Source organism: Oceanicola sp. S124 (assembly GCF_000220565.1).
Lineage (GTDB): Bacteria > Pseudomonadota > Alphaproteobacteria > Rhodobacterales > Rhodobacteraceae > Pseudooceanicola.
The window spans coordinates 1-13,189 of sequence record NZ_AFPM01000307.1 but is presented as its reverse complement, the minus strand read 5'-3'; the positions used below and the strand labels follow the sequence as shown (position 1 = coordinate 13,189).

Below are 13,189 nucleotides of genomic sequence, written 5' to 3'. Positions count from 1 at the left end.
CCAAGCGCGAGAGTCTACGCCGGCGTCCGTCCAGCGCGAGGGTGACGCCTTCGTCATTGCCGTCAATGACCGGGTGACCCGGGCCACCGCCGTCATCCCGGCGCTCGGCTTCTCGGATGCCTTCCTGAACGCCGGGCCCGTCGGCTCGGACGTGATCCGCCCCGGCGACACCCTGTCGCTGACCATCTGGGAAAACGTCGACGAGGGGCTGCTGGCCTCGGAAGGCGTCAACTACACCTCGCTGAGCGCAGTGCAGGTCGATGGCGCGGGCTTCATCTTCGTCCCCTACGCGGGCCGCATCCGCGCCGCGGGCAACTCGCCCGAGGCGATCCGGCGCATCATCACCGAGAAACTGGCCGACCAGACCCCTGACCCGCAGGTCGAGGTGGTGCGCGAGGCCGGTGACGGTGCCTCGGTCACGCTGATCGGCGCCATCGGCGGCAGCGGTGTCTACCCGATCGAGCGGCCGACACTGCGGCTCTCGGGGATGCTCGCAGCGGCGGGCGGGATCTCGGTGCCCCCGGAAAGCGCGCTGATCACGGTGGTGCGCGGCAACCAGCGCTCGACCATCTGGTTCCAGGATCTCTTCGATGATCCGCGCTACGACATCGCCCTGCGCAATGGCGACCGCATCCTGCTGGAAGAGGACACCCGCAGCTTCACCGTGCTGGGCGCGGCCGGCACCCAGAGCGTGATCGACTTCGAGAGTCAGACCCTGTCGGGCATCGAAGCCATCGCCCAGGCGGGCGGGCTGAAATCCAATGCCGCCGATCCGACCGGCGTCTTCGTCTTCCGTAACGAGGCCGAGGAAATCGCCGAGCAGGTGCTGGCGCGCTCGGACCTGACAGGGGCGCAACGCATGGTCTACGTGCTGGACCTGACCCAGCCGAACGGCATGTTCATGGCCCGGGACTTCCTGATCCGCGACGGCGACCTGATCTATGTCACCGAGGCGCCCTTCACCCAGTGGGACAAGACCATAGCGGCGCTCACCGGCTCTCTCAGCCGGGTCGATGCGCTTGGCTCTATCGGACAGTAGGCCCCGGATGCAGACCGACGCGACCCCGCAGCCAGGCACTTCCGGGCGCGCGACGGGAGAGCTGCAGCCGCTGCATTTCTACAACGCCGGCTTCCTGCGCCAGAAGCGCGTGCGACGCATTCTTGAACTGTCGGGCTATCGCCTGACCCCGCTGGGCAGCCCCGGCCCCGAGGGGCTGATCGGCGTCTGGGGGCATTCCCCCTACGCCAAGCGCGGCGAGGCCGTGGCCGAAAAGACCGGCGCCGCCCTGCTGCGGATCGAGGATGCCTTCCTGCGCTCGCTGCACCCGGGCCGGCTGGGGGAACCGCCCCTCGGCCTGACACTCGACAGCACAGGCTGCCACTTCGACGGCACCCGGCCCTCTGACCTCGAGCGGCTGCTGAAGACCCATCCTTTCGATGATGGCCACCTGCTGAACCGCGCCCGCGGCCTGCGCGCCCGGATGACCGAGGCGCATCTGTCGAAATACGCCGGCTGCGACCCCGCCCTTGCCCTGCCCGATCCCGGCTACGTGCTGGTCATCGACCAGCTGCGCGGCGATGCCTCGGTCCGGCTCGGCGGCGCGGATGCCAACAGTTTCAAGGAGATGCTCTACTGGGCACAGGAAGAGCATCCCGGCGCCAGGATCGTCATCAAGACCCACCCCGAGACCCGCGCGGGCAAGCGGAGCGGCTACTACGGCCCCGCCGATGTCGAGGCCGCCGCTCCGGGGCGCATCACCCTTCTGGACCGCCCGGTCAGCCCCTGGGCGCTGATGGAAGGCGCCGTGGCGGTCTATACGGTCAGCTCGCAGCTTGGCTTCGAGGCGATCCTCGCCGGCCACCGCCCCCGGGTTTCGGCCTGCCCTTCTATGCCGGCTGGAACCTCTCGGACGACCGTCACCCGCTCCCCCCCGGCCCCTCGCGCAGGGGCCGCAGCCTGACCCGCACCCAGCTGACCGCCGGGGCACTGCTGCTCTATCCCCGCTGGTACGACCCCTACGACGACCGGCTCTGCGACGCCGAGGAAGCCGCCGAGGCCCTGGCCGCCCGGGCACGGGCCTGGCGCGAGGACCGTTTCGGCTGGCGGGCGGACAATATCCGGCTGTGGAAGCGGCACCACTTCCAGAGCTTCTTCGGCACCGAGATGCCGGTGCGCTTCGGCCCCGGAGCAGGCCCGCAACGGCGCATGACCTGGGGCGCGGCAGAGGATGGCGCGATCGGGATCGAGGATGGTTTCCTGCGCTCTCGCGGGCTTGGCGCCGAGCTGGTGCCGCCGCTCTCGCTGGCGCTGGACGACCTGGGGATCTACTACGACCCGCGTCGGGAAAGCCGGCTGGAACGGCTGATCACCGCCCGTGCCACGCTGCGCCCGGACCAGCAGCTGAGGGTCGAGAAGCTGATCGCCGCAATCCGCCAGGCGGGGCTGTCGAAGTACAATCCCGGCGGCGGCGCGACGCTGCCCAAGCTGCGGCCCGGGCGGCGCGTCCTGGTGCCCGGCCAGGTCGAGGACGATGCCTCGATCCTCTGCGGCGCCGGGCCGATCAGCAGCAACCTCGAACTTCTGCAGGCCGTGCGTCGGGTCGAGCCCGATGCCGTCGTGCTCTACAAGCCCCACCCAGATGTGGCGCGCGGGCTGCGCCCCGGCCGGCTGGAGCCCGACGCCGCCCTCGCCTATGCCGATGCGGTGCTGGACGAGGCCGACCCGGCGGCCCTGCTCGACCAGGTGGACGCGGTCTGGACAATGACCTCTCTCATGGGGTTCGAAGCGCTGCTGCGTGGCGTCGAGGTGATCTGCACCGGGCTGCCCTTCTATGCCGGCTGGGGGCTGACGCGCGACCTGGATCACGTGCCGCGCCGGCGGGCCCGGATCAGCCTGGAAAGCCTGGTCCATGCGGCGCTGATCGACTACCCGCGCTACCTCGACCCGGTGACGATGCAGCCCTGCCCGGTGGAAGTGGCCGTGCGCCGCCTGCAACTGGCCGATCTGCCGGGCAGTGGTGCCGGGCTGCGGCTGCTGGCCAAGGCGCAGGGCGTTCTGGCCTCGCAACCGGGCCTGTGGCGGCGCGGCCGGGACTGATCCGGCTGCGGCCGCTCAGAAGGCGGGCCTTTCTTTCAGGCGGATGCGCGGGTCCAGCGCGACATGACGTCGGCCCCGATACGGCGGTCTTCCAGAAGTGCAAGACGCGGCGCTTCGGCCAGCTGACCGATGCCAAGCGCCCCGATCCCCGGCCGCCCTTCGGCCCCCAGCATCAGCCCAGCCGAGAAGATTACCAGCTCGTCCACGAGGTCGGCCCCCAGCAGGGTCGCAGCCAGGGCGCCACCGCCCTCGCAGAAGACCCGCGTCAGACCGGCCGCGCCAAGCTCTTGCAGAACCGAGGAAATATCAAGCTGCCGCCCGGAAAGCTCGCAAGAGAAAAGGCGCGCGCCAAGGCCTTCCCAGGCTTCGATCAGCGCCGGATCGGCATCGCTGCCATGGCAAATCCAGACCGGGATCTCCCTGGCGGTTCGGGCCAGCTGGCCCATCAGCGGCAGATCCAGGCGACGCGAGACGACGATGCGCACCGGCTGATGGTCCAGCCCCATGACCCGCACCGTCAGCGAGGGATCATCGGCGCGTGCCGTGCCCGCACCGACCATCACCGCATCATGGCGGGCCCGCAGGGCATGGACCTCGCGCCGGGCATCGGGGCCGGTGATCCATTTGCTTTCGCCCGTGGCGGTGGCAATCCGCCCGTCCAGCGACAGCGCCAGCTTCAGCGTGACAAAGGGGCGGCCCTGCGCCCGGTTGAGGAAGAAGCCCGACAGGTCCGAAAGCGCCTCATCGGCCATCAGCCCGGTCGAGACCTCGATCCCTGCCGCGCGCAGCATGGCGAAGCCCTGACCGCCGACCCTGGGGTCGATATCCTCGATCGGGCAGACCACCCGCGCAATCCCCGCAGCGATCAGCGCCTCGGCGCAGGGCGGGGTCTTGCCGTGATGGGCGCAGGGTTCGAGCGTCACATAGGCCGTGGCACCGCGCGCCGCGGCACCGGCCTGGGCCAGGGCGACCGCCTCGGCATGAGGCCGTCCACCGGGCTGCGTCCAGCCGCGACCGAGGATGCGCCCGTCGCGGACGATGACGCATCCGACCGCGGGGTTCGGCCAGCAGCGCCCCTGTCCGCGCCGCCCCAGCGACAGCGCCAGGGCCATGTAGCGGGCGTCTTCCTGGCGCCGCATCACTCGTCGCGTGGCAGGTTCGGGCGCAGTTCGCTGACGAATTTGTCGAAATCGTCAGCGGCCTGGAAGTTCTTGTAAACGCTGGCGAAACGCACGTAGGCCACGGTATCGATCCGGGCCAGCGCCTCCATCACGATCTCGCCGATGACCTTGGAGTGGATGTCGGTCTCGCCCATGCTTTCCAGCCGGCGCACTATCCCCGAGATCATCTGGTCGATGCGTTCCTGCTCGACCGGGCGTTTCTGCATCGAGATGCGGATCGAGCGTTCAAGCTTGTCGCGGTCGAAATCCTCGCGGCGGCCGGTGGACTTGATCACCACCAGGTCGCGCAGCTGGACCCGCTCGTAGGTGGTGAAGCGGCCGCCACAGGCCGGGCAGAACCGACGCCGCCGGATGGCCGCGTGATCCTCGGCCGGCCGGGAATCCTTTACCTGAGTGTCGACATTTCCGCAAAACGGACAGCGCATCGCCCTGGGCCCTCACTACTTGCCCCCCATTTTGGGGGACACCCCGGTTTTATCCACAGGTACTATAGGGGGTCCACTGAGGATTGGGTAGGGCCGTTTTCCGCTCACCAGATGTGCTGCGGAATTGCCACGAGCCCTAGTCCGGCGCCGGCTCCGGGCGGAAGAACCTGTGCTGCGCCCGCCCTGATTTCTTCGAGGCATAGAGCGCGGCATCGGCATCGGCCAGCAGCTGCTCGGGGCGTGGCTGGTCGTAGAAGGTCGACAGCGTGGTGCCCATGGAACAGGAGACCCGGCAGCGCGCGCCCTCGAAGCTGATCGGCACCTCAAGCCGCTGGATCAGCCGCAAGGCGATCTCTTCTATGCAGGAGCGTTTGGTCAGATTGTGAAAGAGCAGCACGAACTCGTCCCCGCCGATGCGCGCCACAGTGTCCCCGGCGCGGGTCTCATCGACCATGAGACGGGCGACATGCTGAAGCACATAGTCACCGGCCGCATGACCATGGGTGTCGTTGACCTGCTTGAACCAGTCGAGATCCAGGTGCATCAGGGCAAAGTCCTGCCCCGTGCGCACCAGCCGGGCCAGGACGTGATCCATGGCACGGCGGTTCTTCAGCCCGGTCAGCGTGTCGGTATAGGCCTGTTCCTCGGCGGCGATCTTGGCCCCCTGCAGGCGCAGGTTGAGGGTGCGCGATGCCTCCATCGCGGCGGTCTTGGCCTCGATCAGGTAGAGCATCTCGATGGTCAGGTCGGTGGGGGCGAAATCGCCCGAATGCAGCGTGTAGGTCTGGATCGCCTCGAGGATCGAGATGCCGAACGAGACGTTGACCAGTGCCCCCTGCCGCCCCTGCCCGTCGGGCGCCAGCGGCACCAGCACCGCCTTGAGCGGGGTACGCGGATCATCCCTGAGCCGCAGGTGCAGCTTGATCCCCGCCGAGGCCAGCAGCGCCGGCATCGAGGTCACCGCACGGGGGCGCGCCATCTCGAATATCTCGAGAAACCGCTGCCCCGCCAGCGGCAGGTTCGGGCGCAGCTTCTGCATGGTGGGCCCGGCATGGGTGACATGTCCGGTGTGATCCAGCACCAGATGCATCGGCGAAAGCGCATCCATCGAGGCCAGGGGCACGCCGGGCAGCATCTGCTCGGCGAGCGCGGCCAGGCCATGACCTGCCGTGCTCATCCCGTCCTGGCCCCGAGTTCAAAGGCGCGACCCTCGGCGAAGGCCGCTTCGACAAGGGTGACCTCGACGGTTTCGATCCGCTGGCGTTCGCCCAGGTGATCCAGGATGACCAGCGCGCCATAGTCGTCGGCCATGGCGCGCAGGATCCCGACCAGGACATGGCCGAAGCCGGGAAAGCCCGCGTTGCAGGTGATCGAGAAGCGCGACGCCGAATGCTGGCGCAGCTCCAGCTCGGGCAGTTCGAGATCAGAGACCGCCAGCCGCGTCCGGTCGGGCAGGTCATCGAGCGAATGCAGGAAGTCCTCGTAGGACAGGCCGGCGAAGCGCAGCAGGCGGCGCAGCCCCTCGTTGTTGGGGTGAGACACAAGGTAGGTACCGATATCCTCAAGCACCATCGCCCGGGTCTTCTTCAGCTTGTCGGCAGCCGCGTCCAGCACCCGCCCCGTGACCGCATCCTCGTAGACCAGCATCGCCTCGAACTCGACGAAGGGCAGATCCGCCGCCGCCGCCACGTCGAGCCAGAGCGCCTCCCCGTAGGTATCGCGGAGAAAACATTGAATCGACCTGTTGATCAAACCGTGCATGGCCTGCCGCCCGTCCTTGTTCCCGACAGCATGACCGCCGAGACTTAAGATAGGCTCAACAGCCGCCGACTTGCGATCAGGCCACGGGCGGCGATCCGCCCTCGCCCCGGCGCCGGATCACGAAGTCCTCGAGCGCCGCGCGACAGGCATCGGGCAGCGGCGGGTCGGCATGATCGGACAGGAGGCCCGTCCAGACCCCATGGGCGCGTTCGGCGGTCCAGGCCCCACCCGCCTTGCGGGCGGGTCTCTATACTGCGCCGGTCCGAAACGAAGGCCTGGTCGACCCGGGCCGGGTCACTGCCTGCGAACGAGGCCGTCGGGCACGGAGGCGCCGCACGAGCCGGACGCGCGCGTCGCCCCCCCGTCAGTGGCACCAGCGCAGCGGCCCCCGCAAGGGTGAAGGGCAACAGGACCAGCCCCTGCCCGCGCCGCGCCATCCGCATCAACTCGTCCAGCATCAGCGCCTCGTGTTTCGGCGGCGCGGAGGGATTGATGTTGCTGAACAGATGCGGGCGCGCGGCGAAGCTCTCTTGATCCCAGCCGCCGGCAAGGGGGCCCGTCTCCGTCGCCTCCTCGACCTGGCTGGCGCCCAGGGAATAGGCTTGTGGCACCTTGTCGGTCAGGGTCAGCACGTCGAAGAGCCCCTCAATGTGGCGCAGCGCAACCGGGATATCCAGGGGCCCGACCGGACAGCCCCCGATGAAATGGATGCAATTGGCGTGCTGCGACAGCCTCAGCAGGTTGACGCAACGGGCGCGTGTGCCCGGGATCTTGCGGCCCAGTTCCATGTCCCAGCAGCCAGGGGCAGAGGCACCCGTGCCGAAGAGGACATGACGCCCGCCGACCGGCAGGTCGCGCGCCAGGTTCCATGCATGCAACGTCCGTTCGTCCGGCACAGGGCAGAGCACCTCGGCGACGAAGTCGCGCCCCGTGCGCGCGACAGCTCCATCGGCCGGGCACCCGGCCCCGGCGAGCACCGCGCGCGCCTCGGCCCGCCGCCCCTCTCGGATCCCGGTTGCCAGAAGGGCCCCGGAGGGATGAGGTCCCGGCCATGAGCTGCCTCTTGCGCTCTCGGCAGATCAAGAGCGGCCCGGATCGGACTTTCCCCGCCACGCGCAACATTGGGGGTCGTTTTCCGCCGGGCCCGCAGATGCAGGCCGCTCATGCAGACTGATCGGGCGCCCCGGGGATGTCGGGCCCAGTCAGGCCTGCCCCGCCAGCCACTCGGGCAGATGGCTGATATCGGGCAGGATCACATGCGCATGAGGCGCCAGCTCTGCCGCCGGGGCCATCCCGGTCAGCACGCCGATGCAGATCATCCCGGCCGCCCGCCCCGCCATCAGGTCATGCGTGCTGTCCCCCACCATCGCCACCCGCGAGGGATCCAGCCCCGAGGCCCGCGCGAAGGCCAGCAGCGGATCGGGATCGGGCTTGGCGCCATGGCCGCTGTCGAACCCCGCCACGAACGAAAGGTAGGGCGCGATTCCGGCCGCCCCGACCTGATGCCTGGCCGAGACCTCGGCATCATTGGTCATCACGCCCAGCACGTAGCCCTGCCCCTGCAAGGCCGCCATCAGGCCGGGCAGATCGGTGACCGGCTCAAGTGGCGCCTTGGCGGCCTCTTCAGTCAGGTAGTGTTCCAGGGCTTCGAGACTGCGCCCGGGCAGGTGCGTCAGCAGCAACTCGGCGACCTCGCGATTGGTCTCGGCGATGACCGGGCTGTCGGCACGGAAGCTCCCGGCGTCGAGATCGAATCTGAGGGCACGCGCGAGGGCTTGCAGAAGCCCGGCGTCGCCCTGGGCCAGACCTTCCAGAACGCCCTTTCCCCAGGCATTCCAAGTGCCCCCGAAATCAAAGAGCGTTCCATCCTTGTCGAAGAGAAGTCCCTTTAGCATCTGGATATTTTCGCTCCGCTGACAGCAACACGGAAATGAAGCTGCGTCAGGGCCGAGCAGGTTGCAAGAGGCGGGCGAACCAGTTTGCAAACTTTTGCAAAACTGTGGTTGCAAATTTGTTCCGGCGGCGCACAAACCAGCCTGTCCTTGCCGCCCCCCTCCCTGTCGCACGGGATCCCTCCAGACCTCCCGAAAGCTTGACTTTCGGGCCTGCCTCGGTCTGATGGCCCCATGACCGGCGATATCCCCCCGTACAGACTTCATGACTCCCTCGGCTACTGGCTTTCGGTGACCGCGCGGCTTCAGGAACGTCGTCTGGATGAGAAACTGCGCGAAATCGGCCTGACCCGGATCACCTGGTGCATCCTGCTGGGCCTTGCCAACGAGGGGCTGACCCAACCTTCCGAGCTGGCCGAATTCGTCGGCATCGACCGTACCGCCACCTCGCGCGCGCTGCGCCAGCTGGAACAGGCCGGACTGCTGTCGCGCAGCTCCGGCACCGGCGATCGGCGCACCCGGCAGATCAGCCTGACCGCCGAGGGCCGCGAGGCGGTGCGCCTCGGCACACCCTATGCACGCGCCAATGGACAAGTCATGGCCGACCGTCTGTCCGAGGGCGAGGACGTGCTGCTGCGCCAGCTCCTGCGCAAGCTGACCGAAGGTGAAGAGACCCAGCTGAGCCATCTCTAGGCCAGCCTGCTGCCCCCTGGTCACAGGCCAGGCAGCCGTCCGTGCAACAGGTCAGACCTTGCAAACCATGATGATGCTGCCGTGCGAGCCCTGAACCGGGTGCGGCCCTGGTGCCGCGCACTCAGGTCCAATGCACCTGTTCGCCGCCGGGCAGCATCTGCCGCGCCTGGAAGGGCAGCTCGAACGGCAGGCCAGTGTCACGACAGAATGCCATGACCCAGGCGTCGTCCATCAGCAGGAAATCCAGCACCGAGCCCAGAAAATGAGGGTCCTCGGCCGAAGCGCGCAGGTCTTCCGCGGCCAGCCCCGTCGCCCCCATGAAGACCGGCAGCAGATCCTCGTTGCCCGCCAGCCAGCCAAGGCACGCAAGGGCAATCTCTTCCGCGCGGGCGGGGGAAAGACGTTTCACGCAAAGACCTCCTGGAATTGGGCAAGGGTTTCTTAACCAATTTCACCAATTGATGCTGCACGCAATATCGCCGCTGCGCCGCCCTCATGGCACATCCGGCCCGCAGGAGCTTCGGAAAAGATGCCCGGACGAATCCTTATCGTCGATGACAACGTGACCCGCCGGATCACGCTGGCGGCGCGCCTGTCGGGCGCTTTCTACGAGATCCAGGTCGCCGGCACCGCGCTCGAGGCGCTCGAGTTGCTGGAGCACTGGCGCCCCGGTATGATCCTGATCGCGGACGAACTGCAATGCATGCCTGCCGGGCGTTTCCTGCGCCGCCTGCGCGCCGATAGTCGCAGCGCCGAGATAACGTTGCTGGTGGTCACCGCGCCGGGCGCCCACATGGGCCGGGCGGGCCTGCTGAGCGCCGGTGCGGACGACGTGATCTCGCGCAGTGAACCGCAGGAAGTCTTTCGCGCCCGGATGCGGGCCCAGGAACGCGCCCGCGATGTGGTCAACACCCTGCGCCTGCGCGGACATGAGTTGCGCCCCGGGCCTGGCCGAACCGATGGGCCGTTTCCAGGGCGTCTCCCGCGTCAGTTTCATTGCCCCCGACGCGGCGAGCTCGCGGGGGTGGCGCCGCGCCTTCGAGGGCCTTCCGGGCTTCAGGATGGAGTTCACCGATACCGCCGAGCTGCGCGAGGGCGCCGGCCGCGCCGCCCCGCCGGCCCGCCCTGATCGCGCCGGGCTGATCGTGCTGGGCCTTGCCCACGACAACGAAAGCCGTGGCCTGCGCCTGCTGGCGGAAATGGCCAACCGCTCTGACCGGATGGAGCAGGAGATCCTGGTCTTCGCCCCTGGTGCTGCGCCTCGCGTACAGGCCCAGGCCTACGAGATCGGCGCCGGCGCGGTGATGCCCGGCCCCTTCGACGCCGCCGAGATCGCCGCCCGGATGCGCCTGCTTCAGGTCCGGCTGACCCGCCGCCGCGCGCTGCGCCGGGCCCTGTCGGAAAGCCTGCGCGCCTCGGTGACGGACCCGCTGACCGGGCTGCATAATCGCCGCTTCGCCCTGCCCCGCCTGGCCCAGATCTCACGCGCGGCGGTGATGCGGGGCGAGGGTTTCGCGGTGATGGTCGCCGACCTGGATCACTTCAAGGAGGTCAACGACCGCCACGGTCACGCGGCGGGCGACCTCGTGCTGCAGGCCGTGGCGCAGGAGATGCGGCGCAACCTGCGCACAGAGGACGTATTGGCCCGGATCGGGGGCGAGGAGTTCCTGGCGATCCTGCCCGGCATCCGCGCCGAGATGGCCCATGCCATTGCCCGGCGCATCTGCGCGCGCATCCGCGAAGCACCGGTCGCCCTGCCCGATCTGCCCCGGGGCCTGCCCCTGACCATCTCGGTCGGGCTGACCATCGGCGGCGCCGGGCTGCGCAGCCCCGAAGAGTTGCTGGCCGACGCCGACCGGGCGCTCTACGCGGCCAAGCGGGCGGGGAGAGACCAGGTCCACTGCCACCCCGTCGCGCCCCCGGCCCAGGCCGAAACCAGACGCCTCGGCGTAGGCGGATAGCTCCGGGCAAGGGTCCGATCCTCGAGGGACGCGCTGAGCGGCCGCCCGGCCTTGCGTTACCTTGCGCGCTGCGCCTGACGGTTTCGGGGCGCCGGCGCCTCGGCCAAGGCGCCTTGCAGGGCGATGTCGGTGCAGGGCGCCGCAACCGGACAATGGCTGCATCCAGTCCCGACGCTTGAGGTCAGCTCACTGCGGCGCTCTCTCAGGGGGCTGCGACGCAGGGAGCGCCAATGGCGACGGCAGCCGGGGAACATCCCCCACAGCCGTGCCCGCTCTGCGATCCCGTCCGCGATCCCGGGGCACGGGCGTCGCGCCCCGAGACGGTTCCGGGGCGCTGGTGACCCCGGCCCCCTAGGCACCTCCGCGCCTGCAGCCTGCCCCGGGGGCCTGATGGCACCTGCCGGATCAGTTGCGCGGCGGCTTGCCGCTTTCGCGCTGCAACCCTTCCTCGAGACGATCGGCGAAGGCCATGCGCTCATCCTGGCTCATCAGCAGGATACGCGACATCAGGGCCTTCTGGCCGGCCTGCTGAAAGCGCATCGCCGTATCGCGCTGCAGGGCAAAGACCTGAGCCAGGTCCTCGGGCTGGAAGGGCTCGGCGCGCAGCGCGGCCAGGACACGGGCATATTCCTCGCGCCGGTTCGGCCGCCCCTCCCCCTGGGCGCGCATCTCACGGAAGATCTCGCGGCCGATGGCGCGGCGGTCAGGCTCGGACAGGGCGAAGGTAAGCGCGCCAGCCACCTGATCCGGGCGCGGCGGCCCCTTGAAGGGCGTGCGGCTGAGCAGTCCGATCACCAGTCCGACCACCGCGAGGTTCAGCGCCAGCGAAGCAAAGAGCAAGATCCGCAGCCCGGTGCCAAGCCGCGCCCGCGGAGCGGGTTCCGGGGGTTCGGATCCGGAGGGCGTGCCGCCCCGTCCGGCGGCAAGGTTCTCGTCCGGGGCCTTCTCGTCGCTCATCTCTCAGCCCTCGCTCTGCAGGAAGTCATAGGCGGTGGCACTGTCCACCAGGTAGGGGTTGCTGCTGACGGTCGTGCCGAAAATTCCGTCAAGCGAGGTCTCGAGCGCCGCCGGCGGCATCACACCCAGCCAGAGCCCGGCAATCGCCACGGCGCCCAGACCGGCCAGGGCCGGGCCACCGCCAAGCGCCCGCGAGAGCTGCGCCCAGAAGCCGCCGCCCATGCCGAAGCCGCCCAGCCCGCCGCCGAGCAGCATCTCGCCGCCCAGCCCCGCGCCCGCCGGCACGAGGCCCGCATGGGCATTGCGCGCCGCCGCGCCCGCCCGCGCCGCCTCGCGGAGCCGCTGCGCCTCGGCCGCGCGCTCGTCCAGCAGCCGGTCAGCATCGCCGAGGATCCGTGCCGTGAGCCCGAGCGGCAGGCCAAGGCCGGCCTCGTCTGCTGCCCCGCCGGCCTGGTCGCCCCAGCCGGAGCGATCCGCGTCGCGCGCCTCGCTGAATAGAGACTCCAGCGCGGCATCGGTCAGCATGTCCTTTCCGTTGCGATCAACCATCGTGATACCCCAGTTCCTCACGCCGATCCGCCAGAAGGCGACCCAGCATCCGCTTGCCCCGGGCGGTCAGGCTTTCCACCGCCTCGGTGCTGATCTCAAGGATCTCGGCAATCTCAGGATTGCCCAGTCCTTCCATGTGACGCAAGACCACCGCCTGACGCTGCCGGTCCGGCAGCTGGTCGAGCGCCCATTGCAGGGCGTCCATGCGGGCCTGTGTCTGCAGTCTTTCCTCGACCGGCGCCGCAGGGTCCGCGGGCTCGGCCACATCCTCGATGTCGGCACCGCCCCGGCGCTTGCGCAGCCGGTCGGTGCAGAGATTGGCCGTCACCCGGTAGAGCCAGGTGGTGACCTTCGCCTCGCCCTGCCGCCAGTCCGGCGCGATGCGCCAGAGCCGCAGCATCGCCTCTTGTGTCACGTCCTCGGCCTCGGCCCGATCACCAAGCATGCGCGCGGCCTGGCCAAAGACCCGGGGCGCAAGGCGCGCGGTCAGCAGGCGCGAGGCCTCACCGTCCCCGTTGGCATAGAGCACGAGAAGCGCATCGTCCGGTATGGCGTCTGGATCGTCGAAGGCCATCTGCTGCATGCCTGCCGGGCTAACCGTTTCCGCGTGGCCTGTCCACGCTCTGCCGTCTGATACATCCCGGGCAGGCCTCGCGGCCCCACGGGCGGATTT

The 13,189-nt window shown here is 69.2% G+C and carries 14 protein-coding genes and 1 pseudogene; 5 read left to right on the top strand and 10 right to left on the bottom strand.

Annotation, left to right across the window (positions count from 1 at the left end):
• On the top strand, positions 1-1,039 hold a 1,039-nt coding region (locus tag OS124_RS25505), incomplete at its 5' end, for a polysaccharide biosynthesis/export family protein (protein WP_010141920.1).
• Positions 1,040-1,046: 7 nt separating this feature from the next.
• Positions 1,047-3,097 (top strand): annotated as a pseudogene (locus OS124_RS25500) (capsular polysaccharide biosynthesis protein).
• A gap of 35 nt (positions 3,098-3,132) precedes the next feature.
• On the opposite strand, the gene ribD reads toward OS124_RS25500, so the two are convergent.
• From ribD to OS124_RS0120800, 6 genes are all read right to left on the bottom strand, one after another.
• On the bottom strand, positions 3,133-4,236 hold the full coding sequence (gene ribD / locus OS124_RS0120825) for a bifunctional diaminohydroxyphosphoribosylaminopyrimidine deaminase/5-amino-6-(5-phosphoribosylamino)uracil reductase RibD (RefSeq protein WP_010141919.1): 1,104 nt from the start codon (positions 4,234-4,236) through the stop codon (positions 3,133-3,135).
• On the bottom strand, positions 4,236-4,703 hold the full coding sequence (gene nrdR, locus OS124_RS0120820) for a transcriptional regulator NrdR (protein WP_010141918.1): 468 nt from the start codon (positions 4,701-4,703) through the stop codon (positions 4,236-4,238). Before nrdR ends, ribD begins: the two co-directional genes overlap by 1 nt.
• Before the next feature lie 136 nt (positions 4,704-4,839).
• Positions 4,840-5,880: a GGDEF domain-containing protein gene (locus OS124_RS0120815; protein ID WP_010141917.1), complete on the bottom strand. Its 1,041-nt coding sequence runs from the start codon at positions 5,878-5,880 to the stop codon at positions 4,840-4,842.
• Positions 5,877-6,464, bottom strand: a complete 588-nt coding sequence (locus tag OS124_RS0120810) for a heme NO-binding domain-containing protein (protein WP_010141916.1) — start codon at positions 6,462-6,464, stop codon at positions 5,877-5,879. Before OS124_RS0120810 ends, OS124_RS0120815 begins: the two co-directional genes overlap by 4 nt.
• Before the next feature lie 44 nt (positions 6,465-6,508).
• Positions 6,509-7,474, bottom strand: a complete 966-nt coding sequence (locus OS124_RS25495; protein ID WP_272941957.1) for a trimethylamine methyltransferase family protein — start codon at positions 7,472-7,474, stop codon at positions 6,509-6,511.
• Between the two features lie 192 nt (positions 7,475-7,666).
• Complete coding sequence (locus tag OS124_RS0120800; RefSeq protein WP_010141914.1) at positions 7,667-8,359, bottom strand: HAD family hydrolase; 693 nt, start codon at positions 8,357-8,359, stop codon at positions 7,667-7,669.
• Positions 8,360-8,590: 231 nt separating this feature from the next.
• Between OS124_RS0120800 and OS124_RS0120795 the strand changes: the two genes are divergently transcribed.
• A complete protein-coding gene (locus OS124_RS0120795) occupies positions 8,591-9,049 on the top strand; it encodes a MarR family winged helix-turn-helix transcriptional regulator (RefSeq protein ID WP_010141912.1) in 459 nt (152 codons plus the stop codon).
• Positions 9,050-9,170: 121 nt separating this feature from the next.
• Here the strand turns inward: OS124_RS0120795 and OS124_RS0120790 are convergent, their stop codons facing one another.
• The gene (locus OS124_RS0120790; protein WP_010141911.1) at positions 9,171-9,458 is read right to left on the bottom strand and encodes a DUF3572 domain-containing protein; all 288 of its coding nucleotides are present in this window, start codon (positions 9,456-9,458) and stop codon (positions 9,171-9,173) included.
• 120 nt (positions 9,459-9,578) lie between these two features.
• Between OS124_RS0120790 and OS124_RS25490 the strand changes: the two genes are divergently transcribed.
• Both OS124_RS25490 and OS124_RS25485 read left to right on the top strand, forming a co-directional pair.
• A complete protein-coding gene (locus tag OS124_RS25490) occupies positions 9,579-10,178 on the top strand; it encodes a response regulator (protein ID WP_010141910.1) in 600 nt (199 codons plus the stop codon).
• A complete protein-coding gene (locus tag OS124_RS25485; RefSeq protein ID WP_010141909.1) occupies positions 10,111-11,010 on the top strand; it encodes a GGDEF domain-containing protein in 900 nt (299 codons plus the stop codon). Before OS124_RS25490 ends, OS124_RS25485 begins: the two co-directional genes overlap by 68 nt.
• 405 nt (positions 11,011-11,415) lie before the next feature.
• Here the strand turns inward: OS124_RS25485 and OS124_RS25480 are convergent, their stop codons facing one another.
• From OS124_RS25480 to OS124_RS0120765, 3 genes are read right to left on the bottom strand one after another with little or no spacing between them, the layout of a single operon-like run.
• Positions 11,416-11,967, bottom strand: coding sequence for a periplasmic heavy metal sensor (locus OS124_RS25480; protein ID WP_010141908.1), 552 nt, complete (start codon positions 11,965-11,967; stop codon positions 11,416-11,418).
• Between the two features lie 3 nt (positions 11,968-11,970).
• Positions 11,971-12,516: a hypothetical protein gene (locus OS124_RS25475; protein ID WP_010141907.1), complete on the bottom strand. Its 546-nt coding sequence runs from the start codon at positions 12,514-12,516 to the stop codon at positions 11,971-11,973.
• Positions 12,509-13,099 (bottom strand): RNA polymerase sigma factor, encoded by a 591-nt coding sequence (locus OS124_RS0120765; protein ID WP_010141906.1) that lies wholly within the window; start codon positions 13,097-13,099, stop codon positions 12,509-12,511. Before OS124_RS0120765 ends, OS124_RS25475 begins: the two co-directional genes overlap by 8 nt.
• Between the last annotated feature and the right edge of the window lie 90 nt (positions 13,100-13,189).

Coding starts and splice junctions, on each gene's coding strand:
- OS124_RS25480 (WP_010141908.1), bottom strand. CDS start 11,967: ATGAGCGACGAGAAGGCCCCGGACGAGAACCTTGCCGCCGGACGGGGC.
- OS124_RS0120810 (WP_010141916.1), bottom strand. CDS start 6,464: ATGCACGGTTTGATCAACAGGTCGATTCAATGTTTTCTCCGCGATACC.
- OS124_RS0120795 (WP_010141912.1), top strand. CDS start 8,591: ATGACCGGCGATATCCCCCCGTACAGACTTCATGACTCCCTCGGCTAC.
- OS124_RS0120765 (WP_010141906.1), bottom strand. CDS start 13,099: ATGCAGCAGATGGCCTTCGACGATCCAGACGCCATACCGGACGATGCG.
- ribD (WP_010141919.1), bottom strand. CDS start 4,236: ATGCGGCGCCAGGAAGACGCCCGCTACATGGCCCTGGCGCTGTCGCTG.
- OS124_RS0120815 (WP_010141917.1), bottom strand. CDS start 5,880: ATGAGCACGGCAGGTCATGGCCTGGCCGCGCTCGCCGAGCAGATGCTG.
- OS124_RS0120800 (WP_010141914.1), bottom strand. CDS start 8,359: ATGCTAAAGGGACTTCTCTTCGACAAGGATGGAACGCTCTTTGATTTC.
- OS124_RS25490 (WP_010141910.1), top strand. CDS start 9,579: ATGCCCGGACGAATCCTTATCGTCGATGACAACGTGACCCGCCGGATC.
- nrdR (WP_010141918.1), bottom strand. CDS start 4,703: ATGCGCTGTCCGTTTTGCGGAAATGTCGACACTCAGGTAAAGGATTCC.
- OS124_RS25485 (WP_010141909.1), top strand. CDS start 10,111: ATGGAGTTCACCGATACCGCCGAGCTGCGCGAGGGCGCCGGCCGCGCC.
- OS124_RS25475 (WP_010141907.1), bottom strand. CDS start 12,516: ATGGTTGATCGCAACGGAAAGGACATGCTGACCGATGCCGCGCTGGAG.